Source organism: Martelella sp. (assembly GCF_984369615.1).
In genome coordinates, this window is the sequence record NZ_CFHTCS010000045.1 from 1 (window position 1) to 18156 (window position 18156).

The window sequence follows — 18156 nt, forward strand, 5'->3', positions numbered from 1 at the left end:
TCTTTGCCGTCCACGTCGAGTGTGGAACGACATTCAAAACTGTCGAGTGATTTAGCCACGGATAAAACCCCGCTCATTCTGATTGGCCAAGACTAGCCGTGCGAACGCCTATGTACTTACGACATCAGGATGCGGGTGCGACCATTTCCGCTGTCCGCACGTGAGGCCGAAAGACCTCAAGTTCGGCACAAGGATGTGTTTCACGCCGGCCGCTGGCGTGGTTGCGCATTGTATAGATAATTTCTAAGAAAGGTGCCAGATAAACAATGGTTGAAATTTAAATTTTTTTTAGCAACCGGCAAGTTATGCGGGCTGCCGTGTCCGGCGAAGGGGAGCAGATGGCTTTGCGCATAGAGGCTGCAGGCCTTTCGGTCAGCCGGGGCGACATGCTGATTTTCAGCAATTTGTCGCTTACGCTGTCCGCCGGCCAGAGCATGGTCTTCACCGGGGCAAACGGCGCGGGCAAATCGACGGCATTGCGCGCGCTTCTGGGCCTTGCCGGAAAGGCCGACGGCCATGCCCATTTCATCGGCGATGACGAAAACGCGGTGCCGCTCGCCTTTGCCGCCCATTATCTCGCGCACCAGAACGCCATGAAGCCGGAGTTGACCGCGCGTGAAAATCTGGCCGTCTGGAAACGGATTCTGGGGGATTTTGAAGGGAGCGCGGGCTTGGGCCCGGAGGAGGCCGCCGAGGCTGTCGGCCTTGAAGGCGTGCTCGATCTTCCCTTTGCATACCTCTCGGCGGGCCAGAAGCGCCGCATCGCCTTCGCCCGTCTTCTGGTTGTCTATCGCCCGGTCTGGTTGCTGGACGAGCCGACGGCCGCCCTCGACAAGGCTGCCAGGGAGACGGTCGCCAGACTGATGAACAGGCACCTTGGCGACGGCGGCATCATCATTGCCGCAACCCATGAGCCGCTCGGCCTTGAGGCCGCCGAGGCGATGGAGTTCACCGGCCCCACGCGCCTTGTCGCAGACCCTTTCATGGCGGAGGCGTTCTAGACCATGGGCGCGCTTTTCCGCCGCGATGTGATCCTTTCCTTGCGAGCCGGCGGCGGCGCGCTGGTCGGGCTCCTGTTCTTTCTCTGCGTGGTGGCGACGGTGCCGTTCGGCGTTGGCCCCGATCTGGCGCTGCTTGCGCGCATCGGCCCGGCCATGGTCTGGATCGCGGTGCTCCTGTCGACGCTGATCGGGCTCGACCGGCTGTTTCGCGCCGAGCGGGACGACGGCTCGCTCGACCTTCTGAAGATGCAGGACGAGCCGCTGGTGCTGATCGTGCTGGTCAAATGCCTGGCCCACTGGACCGCCTATGTGCTGCCGCTCGTCATCCTTTCGCCCGTCATGGGGCTTTTGATGAATGTCGGCCCGGCAGGCCTTGGCGCTGCCTTCATCACGCTGCTTGCCGGCTCGCCCGCCATCACCTTCATCGGCGCGGCGGGGGCTGCGATTGCCGTCTCGCTGCCGCGCGGCGGGCTTCTGGTGCCGATCCTGATCCTGCCGCTCGCGATCCCCGTGCTGATCTTCGGCGTCGGCGCAAGCTATGCGGCGACATCGGAGATCGAGGCCTTCCTGCCGCCCTTTCTCATTCTTGTCGCGCTCACGCTTTTTTTTGCCGTCGTCGGTCCGCTCGCAGCCAGCCTGGCCTTGCGTCAGGGCGATGATTGAGCGAAACCCTTTAGGGAATGCGGAGGACGGATTTGAACGAGATGAAGCCAAAGACGGGATTGATTGCAGGGCTTGCGAACCCGACGCGGTTTCTCACGCTCGTCGGCCGCCTCCTGCCGTTCATGATCGCGATCACGCTCGTCCTCTTCGCCGTCGGGCTTTATCTTTCCCTGACGTCGGAAGGGGATTACCAGCAGGGCAATACGGTGCGGATCATGTATATCCATGTGCCCGCCGCCTGGCTTTCGATGATGTGCTATATGGTGATGGCGGCGGCAGCGCTCGGCACGCTCGTCTGGCGCCATCCGCTGGCCGATGTCGCCCACAAGGCGGCAGCTCCCATTGGCGCGGCTTTCACCTTCCTCGCGCTTCTGACCGGTTCGCTCTGGGGCAAGCCCATGTGGGGCGCGTGGTGGGTTTGGGACGCGCGGCTTACCTCGGTCTTCATCCTTTTTCTCATGTATCTCGGCATCATCGCGCTGAACCGCGCCGTCGACGAACCGCAGCGCGCGGCCCGGCTATCGGCCATTCTGATTCTCATCGGCGTCATCAATATTCCGATCATCAAATTCTCCGTCGACTGGTGGAATACGCTGCACCAGCCGGCAAGCGTGATCCGGCTCGACGGGCCGACGATCGATCCCGTTTTCCTGTGGCCGCTCGCCGTCATGGCGCTGGCCTATACTTTCGCCTTCTTCACCATGCACCTTGCCGCCATGCGCAACGAGATCTATCGCCGCCGTGTCGCCGCCATGCGCCGCATCGCGGCGAGCCGGGCGGAGGCGGCGGCGCGTCCGCAGCCGAAGGAGCAGGAATGAGTCACTTCTTCTTCATAGCCGCGGCCTATGGCGCGACGGCGGTCGTCTTTGCCGGGCTCGTCGCCTGGTTGGTTCTGGATGGCCGGGCCCGCAGGCGCGAACTTGCGGCCCTCGAGAAGGCCGGCGCAAGACGGCGCGGCGCAGGTACGGGCGCATGAGCAAAGAAGAAGAGGCTATGCAGGGCGCGGGCAGACGGCGCTATCTGGCGGCGGCCGTGCCGCTGATCGTGGTCGCCGCGCTTTTTGCCGTCTTCGGCTGGCAGATACTGTCCGGACGCGACCCCCAGGAGATCCCGTCCGTGCTCATTGGCAAGAAAGCTCCCGCGCTTGATCTGCCGCCGCTTGAGGGCAGCAACCGCCCGGCGCTCACCGATGCGGAGATTGCCGGCAAGTTCACCCTCGTCAACGTGTTCGCCTCCTGGTGCGTGCCCTGCCGGCAGGAACATCCGTTTCTGATGAAGCTTGCCGAAGACCCGGCGATCAACGTCGTCGGCATCAACTACAAGGACAACCCGGACAATGCGTTGCGGTTTCTCGGCCAACTCGGCAATCCTTACGCCGCGATCGGCGTCGACCGGAGCGGGGCCGCAGCCATCGACTGGGGCGTCTACGGCATTCCCGAAACCTTTGTCGTCGGGCCCGACGGCACGATCATTTTCAAGAAGGTCGGCCCGATCGATTCTACCTCCTATGAACGGGAAATCCTCCCCGTCATCAATCGCTCGATCGGCCCGGCTTCGCGGCTGATGAACTGATATCAAGGACGGCTGAAACCAAAAGCCCGGGCCTGCGTTTGGCAGACCCAGGCTTTCTTGATTTGAGGCTGAGGCGTGTCAGCCCTGTTTCTGGCTCTGGCGCTCCTTGGCGCGATCATCCATCAGCTCGTACCACATGGCGTTGAGCACTGCGAACAGTGCTGCAAGCGGCAGACCGAGGATCCAAGCGAAATACCACATTTGAAACTCCTTGTGTTTCGGTGGGGCGGGCCGCGCCGTTCAAGAGATGCGGCCCTGCCTCGGTGATCAGTAGGCGTGTCCGCCGCCGTTGATGTCCTTGTCGGTCACCTTGCCCCACATGATGTGGAAGACCCACGACGTGTAGGCGAGGATGAGCGGCACGAAAATGAGGGCACAGATCAGCATGATGAACAGCGTCAGGTGGCTCGACGATGAATCCCAGGCCGTCAGGCTTGCAGCGGGCTGCTCCGACGACGGCAGGATGAAGGGGAACATCGCCACGCCGGGCGTGGCGACGACACCGAAGACCGACGCCGCGGACGACAGCATGGCAAGCGCCGGCTTGTTGCCCTTCAGACCGATGAAGGCGCCGATCGCGCCGAGGAAGCCGAGCGCGGGCGCCAGCATCATCCACGGATAGCGTCCGTAGTTGACGAACCAGGCGCCCTGTTCACGGGCAACGTCGTTGAGGAGCGGGTTCGAAGGCCCTGCGGCGTCAACGGCGCCGGTATAGGCGTAGCCGTCAATGCCGTAATAGAGCCAGACGCCGGCGAGCGCGAACAGCACGATCAGCGCGATCGCGGAGACCGAGCCATAGGCGCGGGCGCGGTCGTTGATCGGGCCTTCGGTTTTCGTCGACAGGTAGGCCGCGCCGTGCATGACGAGCATGGCGACGCAGACGAGGCCTGCCAGCAGCGCGAAGGGGTTCAAAAGGCCGAAGAACGAACCGTCGTAGAAGATGCGAAGGTCGTCATCGAGCCGGAAGGGAACGCCCTGCAGCACATTGCCGAGCGCCACGCCGAAGATCAGCGTCGGCACGAAGCCGCCGATGAACAGCATCCAGTCCCAGGTATTGCGCCAGGTGGCGCTTTCGCGCTTGGAGCGATACTTGAAGCCGACCGGGCGCAGGATGAGCGCGAACAGGATCGCGAACATCGCCAGGTAGAAGCCCGAGAAGGATACGGCGTAGATTGCCGGCCAGGCGGCGAAGATCGCGCCGCCGCCGAGGATGAGCCAGACCTGGTTGCCTTCCCAGACCGGGCCGACCGTGTTGACGACGATGCGGCGCTCGGTGTCGCCCTTGGCGACGAAAGGCAGAAGCGTTGCCGTGCCGAGGTCGAAGCCGTCCATGATGGCGAAGCCGATCAGCAGGACGCCGAGCAGCAGCCACCAGATCACGCGGAGGACTTCGTAGGAGATGAGATCGTGTAGTACCATGATGATTTACTCCGCGGGTGTCATGGTGCCCTGGACGCGGCGGAAGCCGAGCACAGGCATCTCGGGTCCGTTGTCAGGCTGCGGTCCCTTGCGGATCGCGGCGAGCATCAAGCCCATTTCGATGATGAACAGCACCGTATAGATGGCGACGAAGCCGGCGAGCGTCAGAAGCAGCGTGCCCGCCCCGAGGCTCGAGACCGCAAGCGCGGTCGGCAGGATGCCCTCGATGATCCAGGGCTGACGGCCGAGCTCGGCGACGATCCAGCCACATTCGGCGGCAATCCACGGCAGCGGGATGATCCAGACGGCGACATGCAGCAGCCAGCGGTGTGCATCGAGACGACGGCGGGCCGACAGATAGAAGAAGGTCGCCATCACCGCGATGAACAGGAAGCCGGCGCCGACCATGATGCGGAACGACCAGAACAGCGTGCCGACCGGCGGAACGAGACTGTTGGCGGCCTGTTCGATCTGGGCCGGCGTCGCCTGGCTCGGATCATCGACGAAACGCTTCAGAAGATAGGCGTAGCCGAGATCGTTGCCATACTGCTCGAAGATCGCCTGGTCCGCCGTGTCCGGCGTGCCGGTGCCCATATTGGCGCGCATGTTGGTGAGCGCGGTATAGGCCTGGATGCCGTTTTCGATCCGGGTCTTGCCGCTTTCCACCAGTTCGTTGATGCCCTCGATCGGCGTGTCGAGCGATCGCGTGCCGATCAGGCCCATGACCCACGGGATCCTGACGGCGTAATGCGTCTCGCGGTCCTGCGTGTCGGGAATGCCGAACAGGGTGAAGGAGGCAGGCGCGGGCTCGGTTTCCCACATGGATTCGATCGCCGCCAGCTTCATCTTCTGGTGTTCTGTGGTCAGATACCCGCTTTCGTCGCCGAGCACGACCACCGAAAGGGCAGCGGCCAGGCCGAAGGAACAGGCTACCGTCATCGACCGTTTGGCGAGCTCGGAATGACGGCCCTTCAGCACGTACCAGGCGGAAACGCCGAGCACGAAGACCGAAGCGGTGACATAGCCGGCCGAAACGGTGTGGACGAACTTCGCCTGGGCGACCGGGTTGGTCAGAACCGCGAAGAAGTTCGAGACCTCCATGCGCATGGTGACCGGGTTGAAGGTCGAGCCGACCGGGTTCTGCATCCAGCCATTGGCGATCAGGATCCACAGAGCCGAGAGGTTCGAGCCGATGGCCACGCACCAGGTGGTGATCAGATGGGCAACCCGCGACATGCGGTCCCAGCCGAAGAAGAACAGGCCTACGAAGGTTGCTTCCAGGAAGAAGGCCATCAGCCCTTCAATCGCGAGAGGCGCGCCGAAGATGTCGCCGACATAATGGCTGTAATAGCTCCAGTTCATGCCGAACTGGAACTCCATCACGATGCCGGTCGATACGCCGAGCACGAAATTGATGCCGAACAGCGTCCCCCAGAATTTAGTCATTTGCCGCCAGATCTTGCGGCCTGTCATGACGTAGGTCGTTTCCATGATCGCAACGATCATGGAAAGGCCCAGCGTCAACGGCACAAACAAAAAGTGGTATAGCGCCGTCATAGCAAATTGAAGGCGCGATAGCGCCACGATGTCCAGTTCCATTGCGTCTCTCCCGCGTTCAAACCGGGTCTCAAGTTTCATCGGTTCCGCCGGACCAACGGCTGAACCGCATTTCGTTATTGGAGGCCGGGGTTCTAGTCCGGCCTCAAGGCGGCGAGCGCGGCGTCAAAGCCGGGTTCGCCTCGTTTGGGGGCGGAAATGATCCGCCCCCGTTCGATAACAAGCAGCCGGTCGGCGATTTCCACCTCCCTGCGGATATGCGTCGCGACGAGAAGCGTACGGCCTTCGCTAGCACGCGCATTGATCCGTGACATGACATCGCGCGCCGTTTTGCCGTCGAGGCCTTCGGTCGGCTCGTCGAGCAGGAACACCGGCGTGTCGCGCAGAAGCAGGCGGGCAAGCGCCAGACGGCGCGACTGGCCGCCGGAAAGGCCGATACCCTGTTCGCCAAGATCGGTGTCAAGGCCTTCGGGCAGGGCGCGCACGGTCTCGCCGAGGCCCGCAGCGTCGAGGGCGGCCATCATGGCGTCATCGTCGGCAGCAGGGGCTGCAATCTTCAGATTGGCGCGCAGCGAATCCTGGAACAGTTCCGTGCGCTGGCTGAGGATGGTTGCGTCAAGCGATGCAACATGGCCGCTTGCAGGGGCAGATTCGCCTGCAAGAAGCGCCATGATCGAGGATTTTCCCGCGCCGCTCGCTCCGATCAGCGCCACCTTTTCGCCGGTCTTCACGGAAAGCGAAAGGTTTGAAACGGCAGCGCGCGAGCGACCCTCGTAGCGCATCGTCACATTGTCGAGCGCAAGCGCCTCGCCGGGCTTCGGCGCGGCGGGCTGGAAACGGCCGCCAGGCTCTGCGTCAAGACGCGGCGAAAGGCGGCGTGCGGCGAGAAGCGTGCGGCCGAGTTCCATCGCGCCGCGGCGCAGGCTGGCAAAGGGCTCCAGTGCGGCGAAGGCGATCAGCAGCGCAAGGGCGGCCAGCGGCGCCGTGACCGTGCCCGCGGAAGCAAGCGCCGCGCCGGCCAGCAGGACGCCCGACAGGATGAGGGCGGTGATGATGTCGAAGCCGAAACCGGCATTGGTCTCGATCCGGTTCAGCGCCAGGTCCGAGGCGTGTTCGCGTGTATCGGCCGCGCTGACGCGTGCGCGCTGGTCCGGAAGTCCTCCGGCAAAGGCAAGTTCGCTCTGGCCGGCAACGAGATCGACGGTGCGGGCCCTGAGCGCCTCCTGCGCATGGGCGCGGCGGCGCGCGGGCTTTTCGGCAAAGCGGGCGGACAAGGCAGGAATGGCGAGACCCGGAATGACGATGGCAGCGCCCACGGCAAAGGCGAGAGGCCAGGACAGCGCGCCGAGCGCCGCGATTGTCACGAGACCGGCGATAACGGCAACGACGCCCGGCACCAGAACCCTGAGATAAAGCGAATCGAGCGCATCGACATCGGCCGTCAGCCGGAACAGCAGGCGGGCGGGGCGCAGCGCGAGCGCTTTCGCGGCGCCCGGTGCGGCAAAGCCCTTGAACAGGCTGACGCGCAGGCCGGCGAGAACGCGAAGGGTTGCGTCATGTGTCTGCAGCCGCTCGAAATAGCGCGCCGCCGTGCGCGACAGCGCCAGAAAACGAATGGCTGCGGATGGGGCGAAAACGTCGAAGGCAAGGGCGGTTGCCGTTGTCAGCCCGGCAATGGCGGCGGCGGTGACAAACCAGCCGGAAACGCCGAGAAGCGCGATGCCGGCGAGCACCGTCGCGGCGGAGAGGGCTGCGCCCGCCATCAACCCGCCGCGCCGTTCGCGCCAGAACAGCCGGATGACCGGACCGAGACTTGAGAATTTGCCGGAACTCATCGTGCGACCTCCCGGAAGCCCTCGTTGAGGCGGATGATGCGGTCCATGCGCCCGGCCAGCACCGGGTCATGGGTGGCGACGATCAGCGTGCGGCCGCTGGCGAGCGTCAGCAGCGCCTCGGTGATATCGCTTGCCGTGCGATGATCGAGATGGGCGGTCGGCTCGTCGGCGATGATCAGGCCCGCCGAACGGTTGGCCGCGGCCCGCGCCAGCGTTAGCCGCAAGGCCTCGCCGCCGGAAAGCCCGGCGCCGTTCTCGCCGATCATGGCGTTGCCATGGGCTTCTGCGACATGATCGAGCGACGCCAGTTTCAGCGCGGCGGCAATCGCATCGCGGGAAATGTCGTCGCGATGGAGGCGAATATTGCCGGCAATCGAACCGGCGAAGAGATGCGGGTTCTGGCCGATCCAGGCCATGCGCGTGCGAAGCTCCGCCGCATTGGCGTCATCGAGCGTCACGTCATCGACCAGGATGCGGCCGTGGCGTGTTTCGGCAAGGCCTGCCAGAAGCGCGAGAAGCGTCGACTTGCCGCTGCCGGACGGGCCAAGCAGGGCGACATGTTCGCCGGGGGCGATATGCAGATTGAAGCCTTCGAACACCGGATCGCGGGAACCATGATGGACAAAGCCGAGATCGCGGAATTCGACGCTGACGGGATGAACCCTGCCCGATGCTTTTGCAGGAGCGATATCGTCCGTATCGGCGCCGACCATCGGCAGGCCGTCCTCAGCCAGTTTTTCGAGGGCGGAAAGCGCTGCCTCGCCGGAAGCGCGGTCGTGCCAGACGGAAGACAACATGCGCAGCGGATCGAAGAAGGCGGGAGCCAGCAACAGGATGAACAGGCCTTCCGAAAGCGTCAGCGTGCCGCCCCAGGCGCCGAAGCCGATCTGGCCGAGCAGATGAAAGCCGATATAGGCGGCGGCCATGGCCACGCCGAGCGCGGAAAAGAGTTCCAGCACGGCAGAGGTCATGAAGGCGATGCGCAGCACCGACATGGTGCGACGGCGCAGGTTTTCCGCGCGCAGCGTCAGGCGGCGGGAGACGAGATCGACGGCATCGAAGGCGCGGATCGTCGACAGGCCGCGCAACCGATCGAGGAGGAAGGCATTGAGCGTGCCCATGTCCGCCAGGTGCTTTTCGCTGGCCGACTGCGCGCTCCAGCCGATCAGCGCCATGAAGACGGGGATCAGCGGGGCGGCGATCAAGAGAACGAGGCCGGCAATCCAGGAAAACGGAAAGATGACGGCGAGAATGGCAAGCGGCACGACGGTGGCCTTGAAACGGGCCGTCTGGAAACGGGCCAGATAAGGCACGATATGCTCGGCCTGCTCCGCGATGACGCTCGCCGCCTCGCCGGAAGCAACCCTGCTGGTGTCGAGCGGAGAACGGCGGCTGAGTGCCGCAAGCGCTGCTTCACGCCTTTCGCTCAGGATTGCCCGTGCGGTCCTGTAGGCAAGCCGGCTGCCCGCGCGTTCGGCGATCGCCTTTGCGAAACCGAGGGCGAGAACGGCGGCGGCAAGCGGCAGGATGGCGGAAACGCCCTCGCCGCGCGCGATAAGGCCGATGCCATGGGCCAGACAGGCGGCTTGCGGCAGCCACATCAGTTCGGCAAAAGTCTGCAGCCATGCGGCAATCTTCAGACCGCGGGGCTTCGACGCGCGTGCGCGTCGCGCGTTCTCCTGCGAAGACGAGGCGGGACGCACGGGAGCGCGGCGCGAGCGGGTTTGCCCCTGCGGCGCGTCCTTCCGTTCATCGGCGGCTTTTTCAAAGACAAGCTCGCTCATGCCTCAAACCTTCTCGTTCTGATCGCGCCCGGCCTTGCGACCGAACGACGTCACCTTGTCTGCCGTCTCAATGAGCCGCGTCACCCGCGCGCCCATGCCGAGCAGCATCAAGAGCCTTTCCGTCTCCAGGCCCTTCACATCGTCGTACCAGGACGAGAGCCTTTCGATCAGGTCATGCATTTCGCCCATGCGTTTCTGGGCGTATTCCTCGTCCTCGTCGCGCGGCGTGCGCGTGGTGACGTCGGCAAGCAGGGCGAGCGTCGGGTCGACTTCCCGCTTCTTCCGCTCCTCGGCCAGCGTTCGCAGGATCGACCAGACGTCCTCCGGCGTCGTGTAAAAGTCGCGCCGGTCGCCCGGCCTGTGCCGCAGAAGAACCAGTCCCCACGACTGCAGCTCCTTCAGCCCGGCGGCCACGTTGGACCGCGAAATCTTCAGCTCGTTCACCATGTCGTCGGCGCAAAGCGGCTCGCGCGAGGCATAGAGAAGAGCGTAGATCTGTCCCACCGACCGGTTGATGCCCCAACGGCTGCCCATCTCGCCGAAATGGAGAACGAAATCCTGTACGATGGGCGACATTGTCATCGGCGATCCTGATCGGTCTGTATTTTCAGTTTTTTCTGAAAACTGTGTAACGCGATATCTGATATCGTGCAAGGCCATCCTTGTCCGACATCGAAATGCGCAACCGAACCCCCTTCTAATTCAACGGGTTTAGCCGAGAGGGCCTTCGGGCAATTTGATTTATGTCATGCAGAACCAAAAAAGCGGAATGCGCTCTTCGGTTGTAGGCCGAAAAATCGTGTACTGGCGAATGAACCGGAATTGGGTCGAAGCGGAAAGAGGCTCCGGCGTCGTTCAGGCGCGTGACGGGCCTGAAAAACGACCGAAGACGAGCGGCAGAAGGACAACCAGAACGGCAGGGAAAACCAGCCAGTTCATCAGGCTCCAGCCGTTTTCGGCATTGACGAGGGCGCCGGCGAGGAAGGAGGCGGAGGCGACCGAGCCGAATACCAGGAAATCGTTCAGGCCCTGAACCTTGCCGCGCTCTTCGGCCGTGTGGCAATCGGTAATCATCGCCGTTGCGCCGATGAAGCCAAAATTCCAGCCGACGCCGAGCAGGATGAGGGCGGCCCAGAAATGGGTGAGCCCGAGACCGGACAGCGCGATTGCCGCGCAGGCCGCGATCAGGACAAGGCCCGTGGCGGCGATCGTCTCCTTGCCGAATCGGGCGATCAGCCTGCCGGTGAAGAAACTCGGCCCGAACATGGCGAGCACGTGCCACTGGATGCCGAGCGTCGCCTCGCCGACCGTGTGCCCGCAGGCGACCATGGCCAGCGGCGTCGCCGTCATGATGAAGGCCATCAGCGCGTAGGAGATGACGCCGGTGCCGGCGGCCAGGATGAAGCGCGGCGAGCGCGCGATCACGGACAACGGGCGCCCGCCGGAAAGATTGACAGCGGCGGCCTTGTCGGCGCGCGGCACCTTCAGCTGCGAAACCAGAAACAGGGTCAGAAGGGCGAGGCCGGAAAGGCTGATGAAGCTTGCCACATAGGGCAGGCCCGGCACGGCGTCGCTGGTCCATATCACCACCTGCGGGCCGATAATGGCCGCGGCCAGTCCGCCGATCATCACCCGCGAGATCGCGAGCGCCTTCATGTCGCCGGAGACCGAATCGGCGGCGGCGAAGCGGAAGCTCTGCAGGTAGGCGCCGTAAAGTCCGATCAGGATGGTGCCGATGCAGAAGATGAGGAAGGTGGAGGCAGCAACGCCTGTCGCCGCGACAAGCCCGCCGCAGATGCCGATCATCGCCCCGAAAATATAACCGAGCCGACGACCGACCCGGCGCATGATGAAGGCAGCCGGCAGCGTGCCGGCGGCAACGCCGAGATTATAGAGGCTGACGGGAACCGTGGCGAAGGCCGGATCGGGCGACAGAACCTGCCCGACAATGCCGCCGAGCGAGATCACGATGGGCGGCGCGGCGCCGCCGACGGCCTGCGACAGGGTGAGGATGCGGATGTTGCGGCGGGCGGTGTCCGGGCTGTCGGCGGTGTTCATCGGCAGTAATGGGCTCCGGGGCGTTCGCCCGTGTGATGTGCGGGCGGCTCAGCTCGTCCGGTTGCGGTCTTTCACGCAATAGGCGTCATAAAGCGTGGTCAGAATCTGCCGCGCGGGTTCGCTCTCGATCCGGTACCAGATCGTCTGCCCCTCGCGCCGACCGGCAATCAGCTTCTCGCGTCGCAGAAGCGCCAGATGCTGGGAAACGGTGGAATCCCGGATGCCGAGAAAATCCGCAAGCTCGCCGACGGACCGTTCGCCGTCGATGAGCTGGCAGAGAATGAGAAGTCGATGACGATTGCCCAGCGCCTTCAGCAGCTCGCAGGCTTCGTCCGCGGATTCGACCATGTTTTCGGATTCAATCTTCATAATTTCGTATATACGATTTTCTCTAGAGAAGTCAAGGTCGAATACCGGGCCGCCGCAATGCGACCGAAAAAGGTCAATCCGCCTCTGTTACAGTCTAGCGTATGAAGTTGGCAATGGCGAAGCCCTGCTTTTCCAGACCGTTGCGCACGGCCTGGGCGATCGCGAGCGCCTCGGGCGCGTCGCCGTGGACGCAGATCGAGCCCATCGGCGTTTCGAGCCGCTTGCCGGAAACGGTGACGATCGCGCCTTCGCTGACCATTTCGACCACTCGCCAGGCGGCGGCATCGGGATCGCGGATCACCGCCCCCTTCATGCCGCGCGGCACCAGGAGGCCCTCGTCGGTATAGGCGCGGTCGGCGAAAATTTCCGAGACCACGGTCAGTCCCATTTCCTCGGCAATGCGGTGCTGCTGGCCGAGCGCGATGGCGAGGCAGATCAGAGAGGAATCGACGGCCTTGATCGCATTGCAGATGGCGCGGGCGACCGCCTCGTCGTGCTGGGCGAGATTGCCGAGCGCGCCGTGGGGTTTCACATGGGTGATCGGGTGACCGACATATTGCGAAATCGCCTGCGCGGCGCCGATCTGGTAGGCGACGAGTCGCTCGATCTCGCCGACCGAATAGGGGATCTGCCGGCGACCAAAGCCCATCAGGTCGGGAAAGCCCGGATGTGCCCCGACGGCGACATTGCGCTCGCGCGCCAGTGCGAAGGTCTTGGCCATGATATCGGGATCGCCGGCATGGAAGCCGCAGGCGACATTGGCCGAGGAGACGACCTTCAGCATCGCCGCGTCATCGCCCTTCTCCCAGGCGCCGAAGCTTTCCCCCATGTCGCAGTTGATGTCGATCCTCTGGCGGGTCACGGTCTCGCCTCCCTGTGGTTCCAGCACGTCATCCTGCCAATGTAGGGGCTCGGGGGACGGGCAAACAATGGATATTTCATGGTTTGGTTTGCGTTTTTGTCATGCGCTCCATGCGAAAATGCATAGCTCCGGGAGTCGGGCCCGCCTTTTACAAGAGCCCCCCCGCCTTTCCTTCCGGCCTGAAATTCTCTATTGCCGGATCAGGTCGAGCCCATGGAGTGAGATGATGAACAGACTGACGATCCGCCGCCCCGATGACTGGCACCTGCATCTGCGCGACGGCGCGATGATGGAGGGCGTGATCGGCGATACCGCCCGTGACTTCGCCCGCGCGATCATCATGCCCAATCTGGTGCCGCCTGTGGTGACGGCCGCCGATGCCGCCGCCTATCGCGAGCGGATCATGGCGGCGCTGCCGCGGGGCGCGGCCTTCGCCCCGCTGATGACGCTCTACCTCACCGAGACGACCGATCCCGAAGATGTCGCGCGCGCTTACGAAAGCGGCCTCGTGACCGCCGTCAAACTCTATCCCGCCGGCGCCACCACCAATTCGGCAAGCGGCGTGCGCAATTTCGACAACGCCATGCCGGTGCTGGAGAAAATGGCGGAGATCGGGCTCAATCTCTGTGTCCATGGCGAGGTCACGAGCGCCGATGTCGATATCTTCGACCGCGAAGCCGTCTTCATCGAAACGGTTCTCGATCCGCTGCGCAAGCGTCTGCCGGAGCTGAAGATCACGATGGAGCATGTGACGACGAAGGACGGGATCGACTACATCTCGGCTGCCGAACGCAATCTCGCCGGCTCGCTCACCACGCATCACCTGATCATCAACCGCAACGACATTCTCGTCGGCGGCATTCGCCCGCATTACTATTGCCTGCCCGTGGCCAAGCGCGAGGCGCACCGCAAGGCGCTGGTCGCGGCCGCGATTTCCGGCAACGCCCGCTTCTTCCTCGGAACCGACTCCGCCCCGCATGTCGATCCGGCCAAGGAATGCGGCTGCGGCTGCGCCGGCATCTATACCGCGCCGAACACGATGAGCTGCCTTGCCCATGTGTTCGAGAACGAAGACGCCCTTGGCCGCCTCGAGGCCTTCGCCTCACTGAACGGCCCGGCCTGGTACGGGCTTCCCCCGAACGAGGAGATGGTGACGCTGATCAAGCGCGACGAACCGGTCGACTATCCCAAAAGGCGGGAAACCGGCGCCGGGCCGGTGACGGTGTTCGATCCCAAGTTCCCGCTTTTCTGGGAGATCGAGCGGTAGTTCCGTCTAAAAGACATTTTCGCTAGCTCCGGATCATCCGGGACGCGAAACGAAAGAAGGCCGGGAGAACCCGGCCTTCCTGAATACAATAATTGGGGCGGGAGCGCGCCTAGCTCGTTTCCGCATTTCCTGGAAACGCGGAAACGATCTATCTATTTGTTTTAACGCATTTTCGCGGACGTCAGATGTTTCCATCCGACTGCGAAATGCTCTAATGGGCGTCCTCCATTTCCGGCTCCTGCGTCATTGCGTCGGCCTTCGCCGCCTGGAGTTCCTCGACCGCCTTTTCCGGGTCGGCGGGGAAGGCGGCGTCGGTGATCTTGCCTTCCAGAAGGTCGATCGCGTATTTCAGCTGGACGTCGTCCTCGGTCTCGCGCGGCACATAGGCGACCGAACCTGAACCCTCGTCGGTTTCCTCATCGCCCTGGATATGACCGCGCAGCGCGCTTTCGCCCTCCGGGCGGATCAGGCCCTCGAGGTCTTCCGGCAGCACCTGTTCGACGATGATGTCGGGATTGATGCCGGTGCCCTGGATCGAGGTGCCGGACGGCGTGTAATAGAGCGCCGTCGTCAGCCTGAGCGAGCCCTCAACGCCGAGGGGCACGATGGTCTGGACCGAGCCCTTGCCAAAGGTGCGGGTGCCGACCAGCGTTGCCCGCTTCAGGTCCTGCAGCGCGCCGGCGACGATTTCGGAAGCCGACGCCGAGCCGCCATTGACGAGCACGATCAGCGGCTTGCCGTTGGTCAGGTCGCCGGGCCCCGCGTCGAAGCGGCGGGTCTCGCTAGAATTGCGGCCGCGGGTGGAAACCACCTCGCCCTCGTCGAGGAAAGTGTCGGCCACGGCGACGGCCTGGTTGAGGAAGCCGCCGGGGTTGAGGCGAAGGTCGAGGATATAGCCCTTGAGCTGGTCATCCGGCACTTCGGCGCGGATTTCCTCGATCGCCTCGTTCAGGCTCTCGTCCAGCTTCTCGTTCATGAAGGTCGAGATCCGGATATAGCCGATATTGTCGTTTTCGATCCGCCATTTGACCGATTGCACCGGAATGACGCCGCGCACGATGGTCATTTCGATCGGCTTGGCCACGCCGTCGCGGATGATGGTGATGTCGATCGGTTCGCCGACCTCGCCGCGCATGCGGTCCACCGCATCGTTGAGCGACATGCCGCGCACGCTCTCGCCGTCAATCTCGACAATGCTGTCGCCGGCAAGGACGCCGGCATTGGAAGCCGGCGTGTCATCGATCGGTGCGACGACCTTGACGACTTCGTCCTCCATCGTCACCTCGATGCCGAGGCCGCCGAACTCGCCCTTCGACTGGTCGCGCATCTCGTCGGATTCTTCCGCCGTCATATAGCTCGAATGCGGATCGAGCCCGCTCAGCATGCCGTTGATCGCATCCTGGATCATCTTCTCTTCGTCAGGCGGCGAGACATACTGGCTGCGCACGCGCTCGAAAACATCGCCGAACAGCGACATCTCGCGATAGGTGCTGTCGTCACTTGCCGCGCGCGCCGGTATGTCGGCGGAAACCAGGATGCCGGTCGCCGAGGCGCCGATCACGGCGCCAGCCAGCAGAAGCGTTGCCCTACGTATCATTGCGTGCCTTTCCATCATTTTTGTCCGCCCACCAAGGTCCGGAATCGACCGGCTTGCCGTTTTGCCGCAGCTCAATGTAGAGCGTCGGCCTGTCCGTTTCCAGCGCCAGCGTCGCCGCGCTTGCGATGCGCCTGGCGCCCATCTGCGCAAGGGGTTCGCCGGAGAACACGAAATCGCCCTGACGCACCTTTAATCCCTCCATGCCCGTCATCACCAGGTGATAGCCGTCGCCGACATTGAGGATGATCATCTCTCCGTAGCTTCTGAAGCGCCCGGCGTAAACCACCGTTCCGTCGGCAGGCGCCGTCACCAGCGCGCCGGGGCGCGCCGCGACGGTGATGCCGGTCGCCTCATGGCCGGTCCCGTCCGGATCGCCGAAGCGGCGCAGAATATCGCCGGCCACCGGCAATACCAGTCGGTTCTTCAGGTCAGAAAACGGATATGCGGGCGTAATGCGGTTTTTATCGGGCGAAGATGTGAGCGCGCGGGCGCGCGCCTCTTCCCGTTGGGCTTCGCTCATCTGCCGGCGGCGCTCTTCCTCCTGCCGGGCAAGCAGCGCCGCGTTGCGCGCGGAGGTGATTTCGGTCTCGAGCGAGGCGATCAGGCCGTTGAGGTCGGTGGCGCGCGCGGCCAGCGCCTCGGCCTGGCGCCGTTCCTCGGCAAGCGCCTCGGCGCTTTCGGCGCTCGCTTTCTCGTTTTCGGCAATCAGCATGTCCATGCGCCGGGTTTCCTCGGCCAGGCTGTCGAGGTCGGCGGCAAGCGCGTCGCGCGCGTTCTCGCGCTCCTGCTTGACCGCCTGCAGCGAACGGAGATCGCCAAGCACGCTTTCCATGCGCGCGCGCATCTCCGGCACCACGCCGTCGAGCAGGATGGCGCTGCGCACGGAATCGAGCGCATCGCCGGGGGCGACCAGAAGGGCAGGCGGCGGGTCGCGCCCCATGCGCTGCAGGGCAGCCAGAACATCGGCCAGCACATCGCGCTCCTCGTTCAGAGAGACCTTGAGGACGGTTTCCTCTCCGGAGAGCTCGGCGATGCGCGCCTCGCTCTCGCCGATCTGTTCCTCCAGCGCGCGCCTGCGGTCCGCCGAGTCCACCAGCGCCTGTTTCAGGCTGGCGGTGTCACCGGCAAGCTTGTCGATCTCGCTTTGCAGGCTGGCGATCTTTTCTTGCGAAACGGTGATGGAGCTGCGGATCGTATCGAGTTCGATTTCGCTCTCGCTGCGCCTTTCGGAGAGCCTGTCCACGAGTTCGCGGGAATCGGTCCGCGGCGCGGGTTCGGCCTGGGCGAATGTCATCTGGGGGGTAGACCATGTCCAGCCCGCAAGCAGCAGCAGACCGCATGCGGCGCGAAAACGCACGGTATTGACCCTTGCAAAGCCCATTCGTCCTGACTTTCGGTTGGAGCTCGAGCGCAGCCGATATAGAACGCCGACAGGTTAACGAAAGCCGAACGTCTTTATAAGACACAAAGTTTTGAAGCGTTCATATCCGGTGATAGGGGTGGCCGGCCATCAGCGTCACGGCGCGGTAGAGCTGTTCGGTAAGCAGGATGCGCACGATCTGGTGCGGCCATGTCATGGCGCCGAAATTGATGGTCAGGTCGGCGCGTTCGAGGAGAGCGGGATCAAGCCCGTCGGCGCCGCCGATGGCGAAGATCATCTCGCGCTTGCCCTGGTCGCGAAAACTGGCGATCCTCTCGGAAAAGGCGGGGCTGTCGAAGGACTTGCCGCGCTCATCGAGCAGCACGAGAACGGTCTCGGGGGACAGGACCGCTTCCAGCGCCTGCGCCTCCTCGCGCTTGCGGGTCGCGGCATTGCCCGCGCGGCTTTCATTGACTTCATGGACGCGGGTAAAATCGATGCCCTGCGCCTTTCCGGTCTTTTTCAGCCGGTCGAGATAGCGGGCAACCAGCTCCTTCTCGGGACCGGACTTCAGCCGCCCGACGGCGAAAATGCCGATCTGCATTGTTTTTTCCTCGGTGGGGTTGCCGGAAGCGGCGTGAAATTTCAGGCCAAAGTCTGCAGCCCCCGCTGGATCCGTCAGGTTTGGACCGAAGCGAGACTTTCGAGCGGGCACAAGGCCGCAAAAATCATACCCGCGCGCTTTGGCGCGGCAAACGGCAGCCACGGGCACCGGGTTCCCAGGCGCTAGAGCGCCGTGCGTCCATTCGGAC

18 protein-coding genes are annotated in these 18156 nt (G+C 63.8%); 6 read left to right on the forward strand and 12 right to left on the reverse strand.

What is annotated here, in order from left to right; genetic code table 11:
- Positions 1-344 precede the first annotated feature (344 nt).
- The 5 genes from ccmA to AC5DC2_RS06050 are packed head-to-tail and all read left to right on the forward strand — an operon-like array spanning position 345 to position 3236.
- Positions 345-1001 carry a heme ABC exporter ATP-binding protein CcmA gene (ccmA, locus tag AC5DC2_RS06030; protein WP_491697862.1) on the forward strand — a complete coding sequence of 219 codons (657 nt, stop codon included), beginning with the start codon at positions 345-347 and terminating at the stop codon, positions 999-1001.
- A gap of 3 nt (positions 1002-1004) precedes the next feature.
- The gene (gene ccmB / locus AC5DC2_RS06035; protein ID WP_061449720.1) at positions 1005-1664 is read left to right on the forward strand and encodes a heme exporter protein CcmB; all 660 of its coding nucleotides are present in this window, start codon (positions 1005-1007) and stop codon (positions 1662-1664) included.
- A 41-nt stretch (positions 1665-1705) separates the two neighbouring features.
- Complete coding sequence (locus tag AC5DC2_RS06040; protein WP_491697863.1) at positions 1706-2482, forward strand: heme ABC transporter permease; 777 nt, start codon at positions 1706-1708, stop codon at positions 2480-2482.
- Entirely contained in the window at positions 2479-2640 is a 162-nt protein-coding gene (gene ccmD / locus AC5DC2_RS06045) for a heme exporter protein CcmD (protein ID WP_061449718.1), read from the forward strand. The genes AC5DC2_RS06040 and ccmD overlap by 4 nt, the downstream gene beginning before the upstream one ends.
- A complete protein-coding gene (locus tag AC5DC2_RS06050) occupies positions 2637-3236 on the forward strand; it encodes a DsbE family thiol:disulfide interchange protein (RefSeq protein ID WP_491697852.1) in 600 nt (199 codons plus the stop codon). The genes ccmD and AC5DC2_RS06050 overlap by 4 nt, the downstream gene beginning before the upstream one ends.
- A 78-nt stretch (positions 3237-3314) precedes the next feature.
- Here AC5DC2_RS06050 and cydX read toward each other — a convergent pair whose 3' ends face one another.
- The 9 genes from cydX to AC5DC2_RS06095 all read right to left on the reverse strand — a co-directional run bounded on the left by cydX (position 3315) and on the right by AC5DC2_RS06095 (position 13147).
- Positions 3315-3437: a cytochrome bd-I oxidase subunit CydX gene (gene cydX / locus AC5DC2_RS06055; RefSeq protein WP_061449716.1), complete on the reverse strand. Its 123-nt coding sequence runs from the start codon at positions 3435-3437 to the stop codon at positions 3315-3317.
- Between the two features lie 66 nt (positions 3438-3503).
- A complete protein-coding gene (gene cydB / locus AC5DC2_RS06060) occupies positions 3504-4655 on the reverse strand; it encodes a cytochrome d ubiquinol oxidase subunit II (protein WP_061449715.1) in 1152 nt (383 codons plus the stop codon).
- A gap of 6 nt (positions 4656-4661) precedes the next feature.
- Entirely contained in the window at positions 4662-6254 is a 1593-nt protein-coding gene (locus tag AC5DC2_RS06065; RefSeq protein ID WP_061449714.1) for a cytochrome ubiquinol oxidase subunit I, read from the reverse strand.
- Between the two features lie 92 nt (positions 6255-6346).
- Complete coding sequence (gene cydC, locus AC5DC2_RS06070) at positions 6347-8047, reverse strand: thiol reductant ABC exporter subunit CydC (protein ID WP_491697853.1); 1701 nt, start codon at positions 8045-8047, stop codon at positions 6347-6349.
- Positions 8044-9831: a thiol reductant ABC exporter subunit CydD gene (cydD, locus tag AC5DC2_RS06075; protein ID WP_491697854.1), complete on the reverse strand. Its 1788-nt coding sequence runs from the start codon at positions 9829-9831 to the stop codon at positions 8044-8046. Before cydD ends, cydC begins: the two co-directional genes overlap by 4 nt.
- Before the next feature lie 3 nt (positions 9832-9834).
- Entirely contained in the window at positions 9835-10407 is a 573-nt protein-coding gene (locus tag AC5DC2_RS06080; RefSeq protein WP_491697855.1) for a GbsR/MarR family transcriptional regulator, read from the reverse strand.
- Positions 10408-10686: 279 nt separating this feature from the next.
- Positions 10687-11889 carry an MFS transporter gene (locus tag AC5DC2_RS06085; protein ID WP_491697856.1) on the reverse strand — a complete coding sequence of 401 codons (1203 nt, stop codon included), beginning with the start codon at positions 11887-11889 and terminating at the stop codon, positions 10687-10689.
- 48 nt (positions 11890-11937) lie between these two features.
- Positions 11938-12258 (reverse strand): ArsR/SmtB family transcription factor, encoded by a 321-nt coding sequence (locus tag AC5DC2_RS06090; protein ID WP_024709175.1) that lies wholly within the window; start codon positions 12256-12258, stop codon positions 11938-11940.
- Positions 12259-12352: 94 nt separating this feature from the next.
- Positions 12353-13147 carry a LamB/YcsF family protein gene (locus AC5DC2_RS06095; RefSeq protein ID WP_491697857.1) on the reverse strand — a complete coding sequence of 265 codons (795 nt, stop codon included), beginning with the start codon at positions 13145-13147 and terminating at the stop codon, positions 12353-12355.
- A 199-nt stretch (positions 13148-13346) separates the two neighbouring features.
- Between AC5DC2_RS06095 and pyrC the strand changes: the two genes are divergently transcribed.
- Entirely contained in the window at positions 13347-14387 is a 1041-nt protein-coding gene (gene pyrC / locus AC5DC2_RS06100; protein ID WP_491697858.1) for a dihydroorotase, read from the forward strand.
- A 211-nt stretch (positions 14388-14598) separates the two neighbouring features.
- Here the strand turns inward: pyrC and AC5DC2_RS06105 are convergent, their stop codons facing one another.
- The 3 genes from AC5DC2_RS06105 to rlmH form a co-directional block, all read right to left on the reverse strand.
- Positions 14599-15984, reverse strand: coding sequence for a S41 family peptidase (locus AC5DC2_RS06105; RefSeq protein WP_491697859.1), 1386 nt, complete (start codon positions 15982-15984; stop codon positions 14599-14601).
- Positions 15974-17365: a murein hydrolase activator EnvC family protein gene (locus AC5DC2_RS06110; RefSeq protein ID WP_491697860.1), complete on the reverse strand. Its 1392-nt coding sequence runs from the start codon at positions 17363-17365 to the stop codon at positions 15974-15976. The genes AC5DC2_RS06105 and AC5DC2_RS06110 overlap by 11 nt, the downstream gene beginning before the upstream one ends.
- A 100-nt stretch (positions 17366-17465) precedes the next feature.
- Positions 17466-17948: a 23S rRNA (pseudouridine(1915)-N(3))-methyltransferase RlmH gene (rlmH, locus tag AC5DC2_RS06115; protein WP_491697861.1), complete on the reverse strand. Its 483-nt coding sequence runs from the start codon at positions 17946-17948 to the stop codon at positions 17466-17468.
- Positions 17949-18156 lie beyond the last annotated feature (208 nt).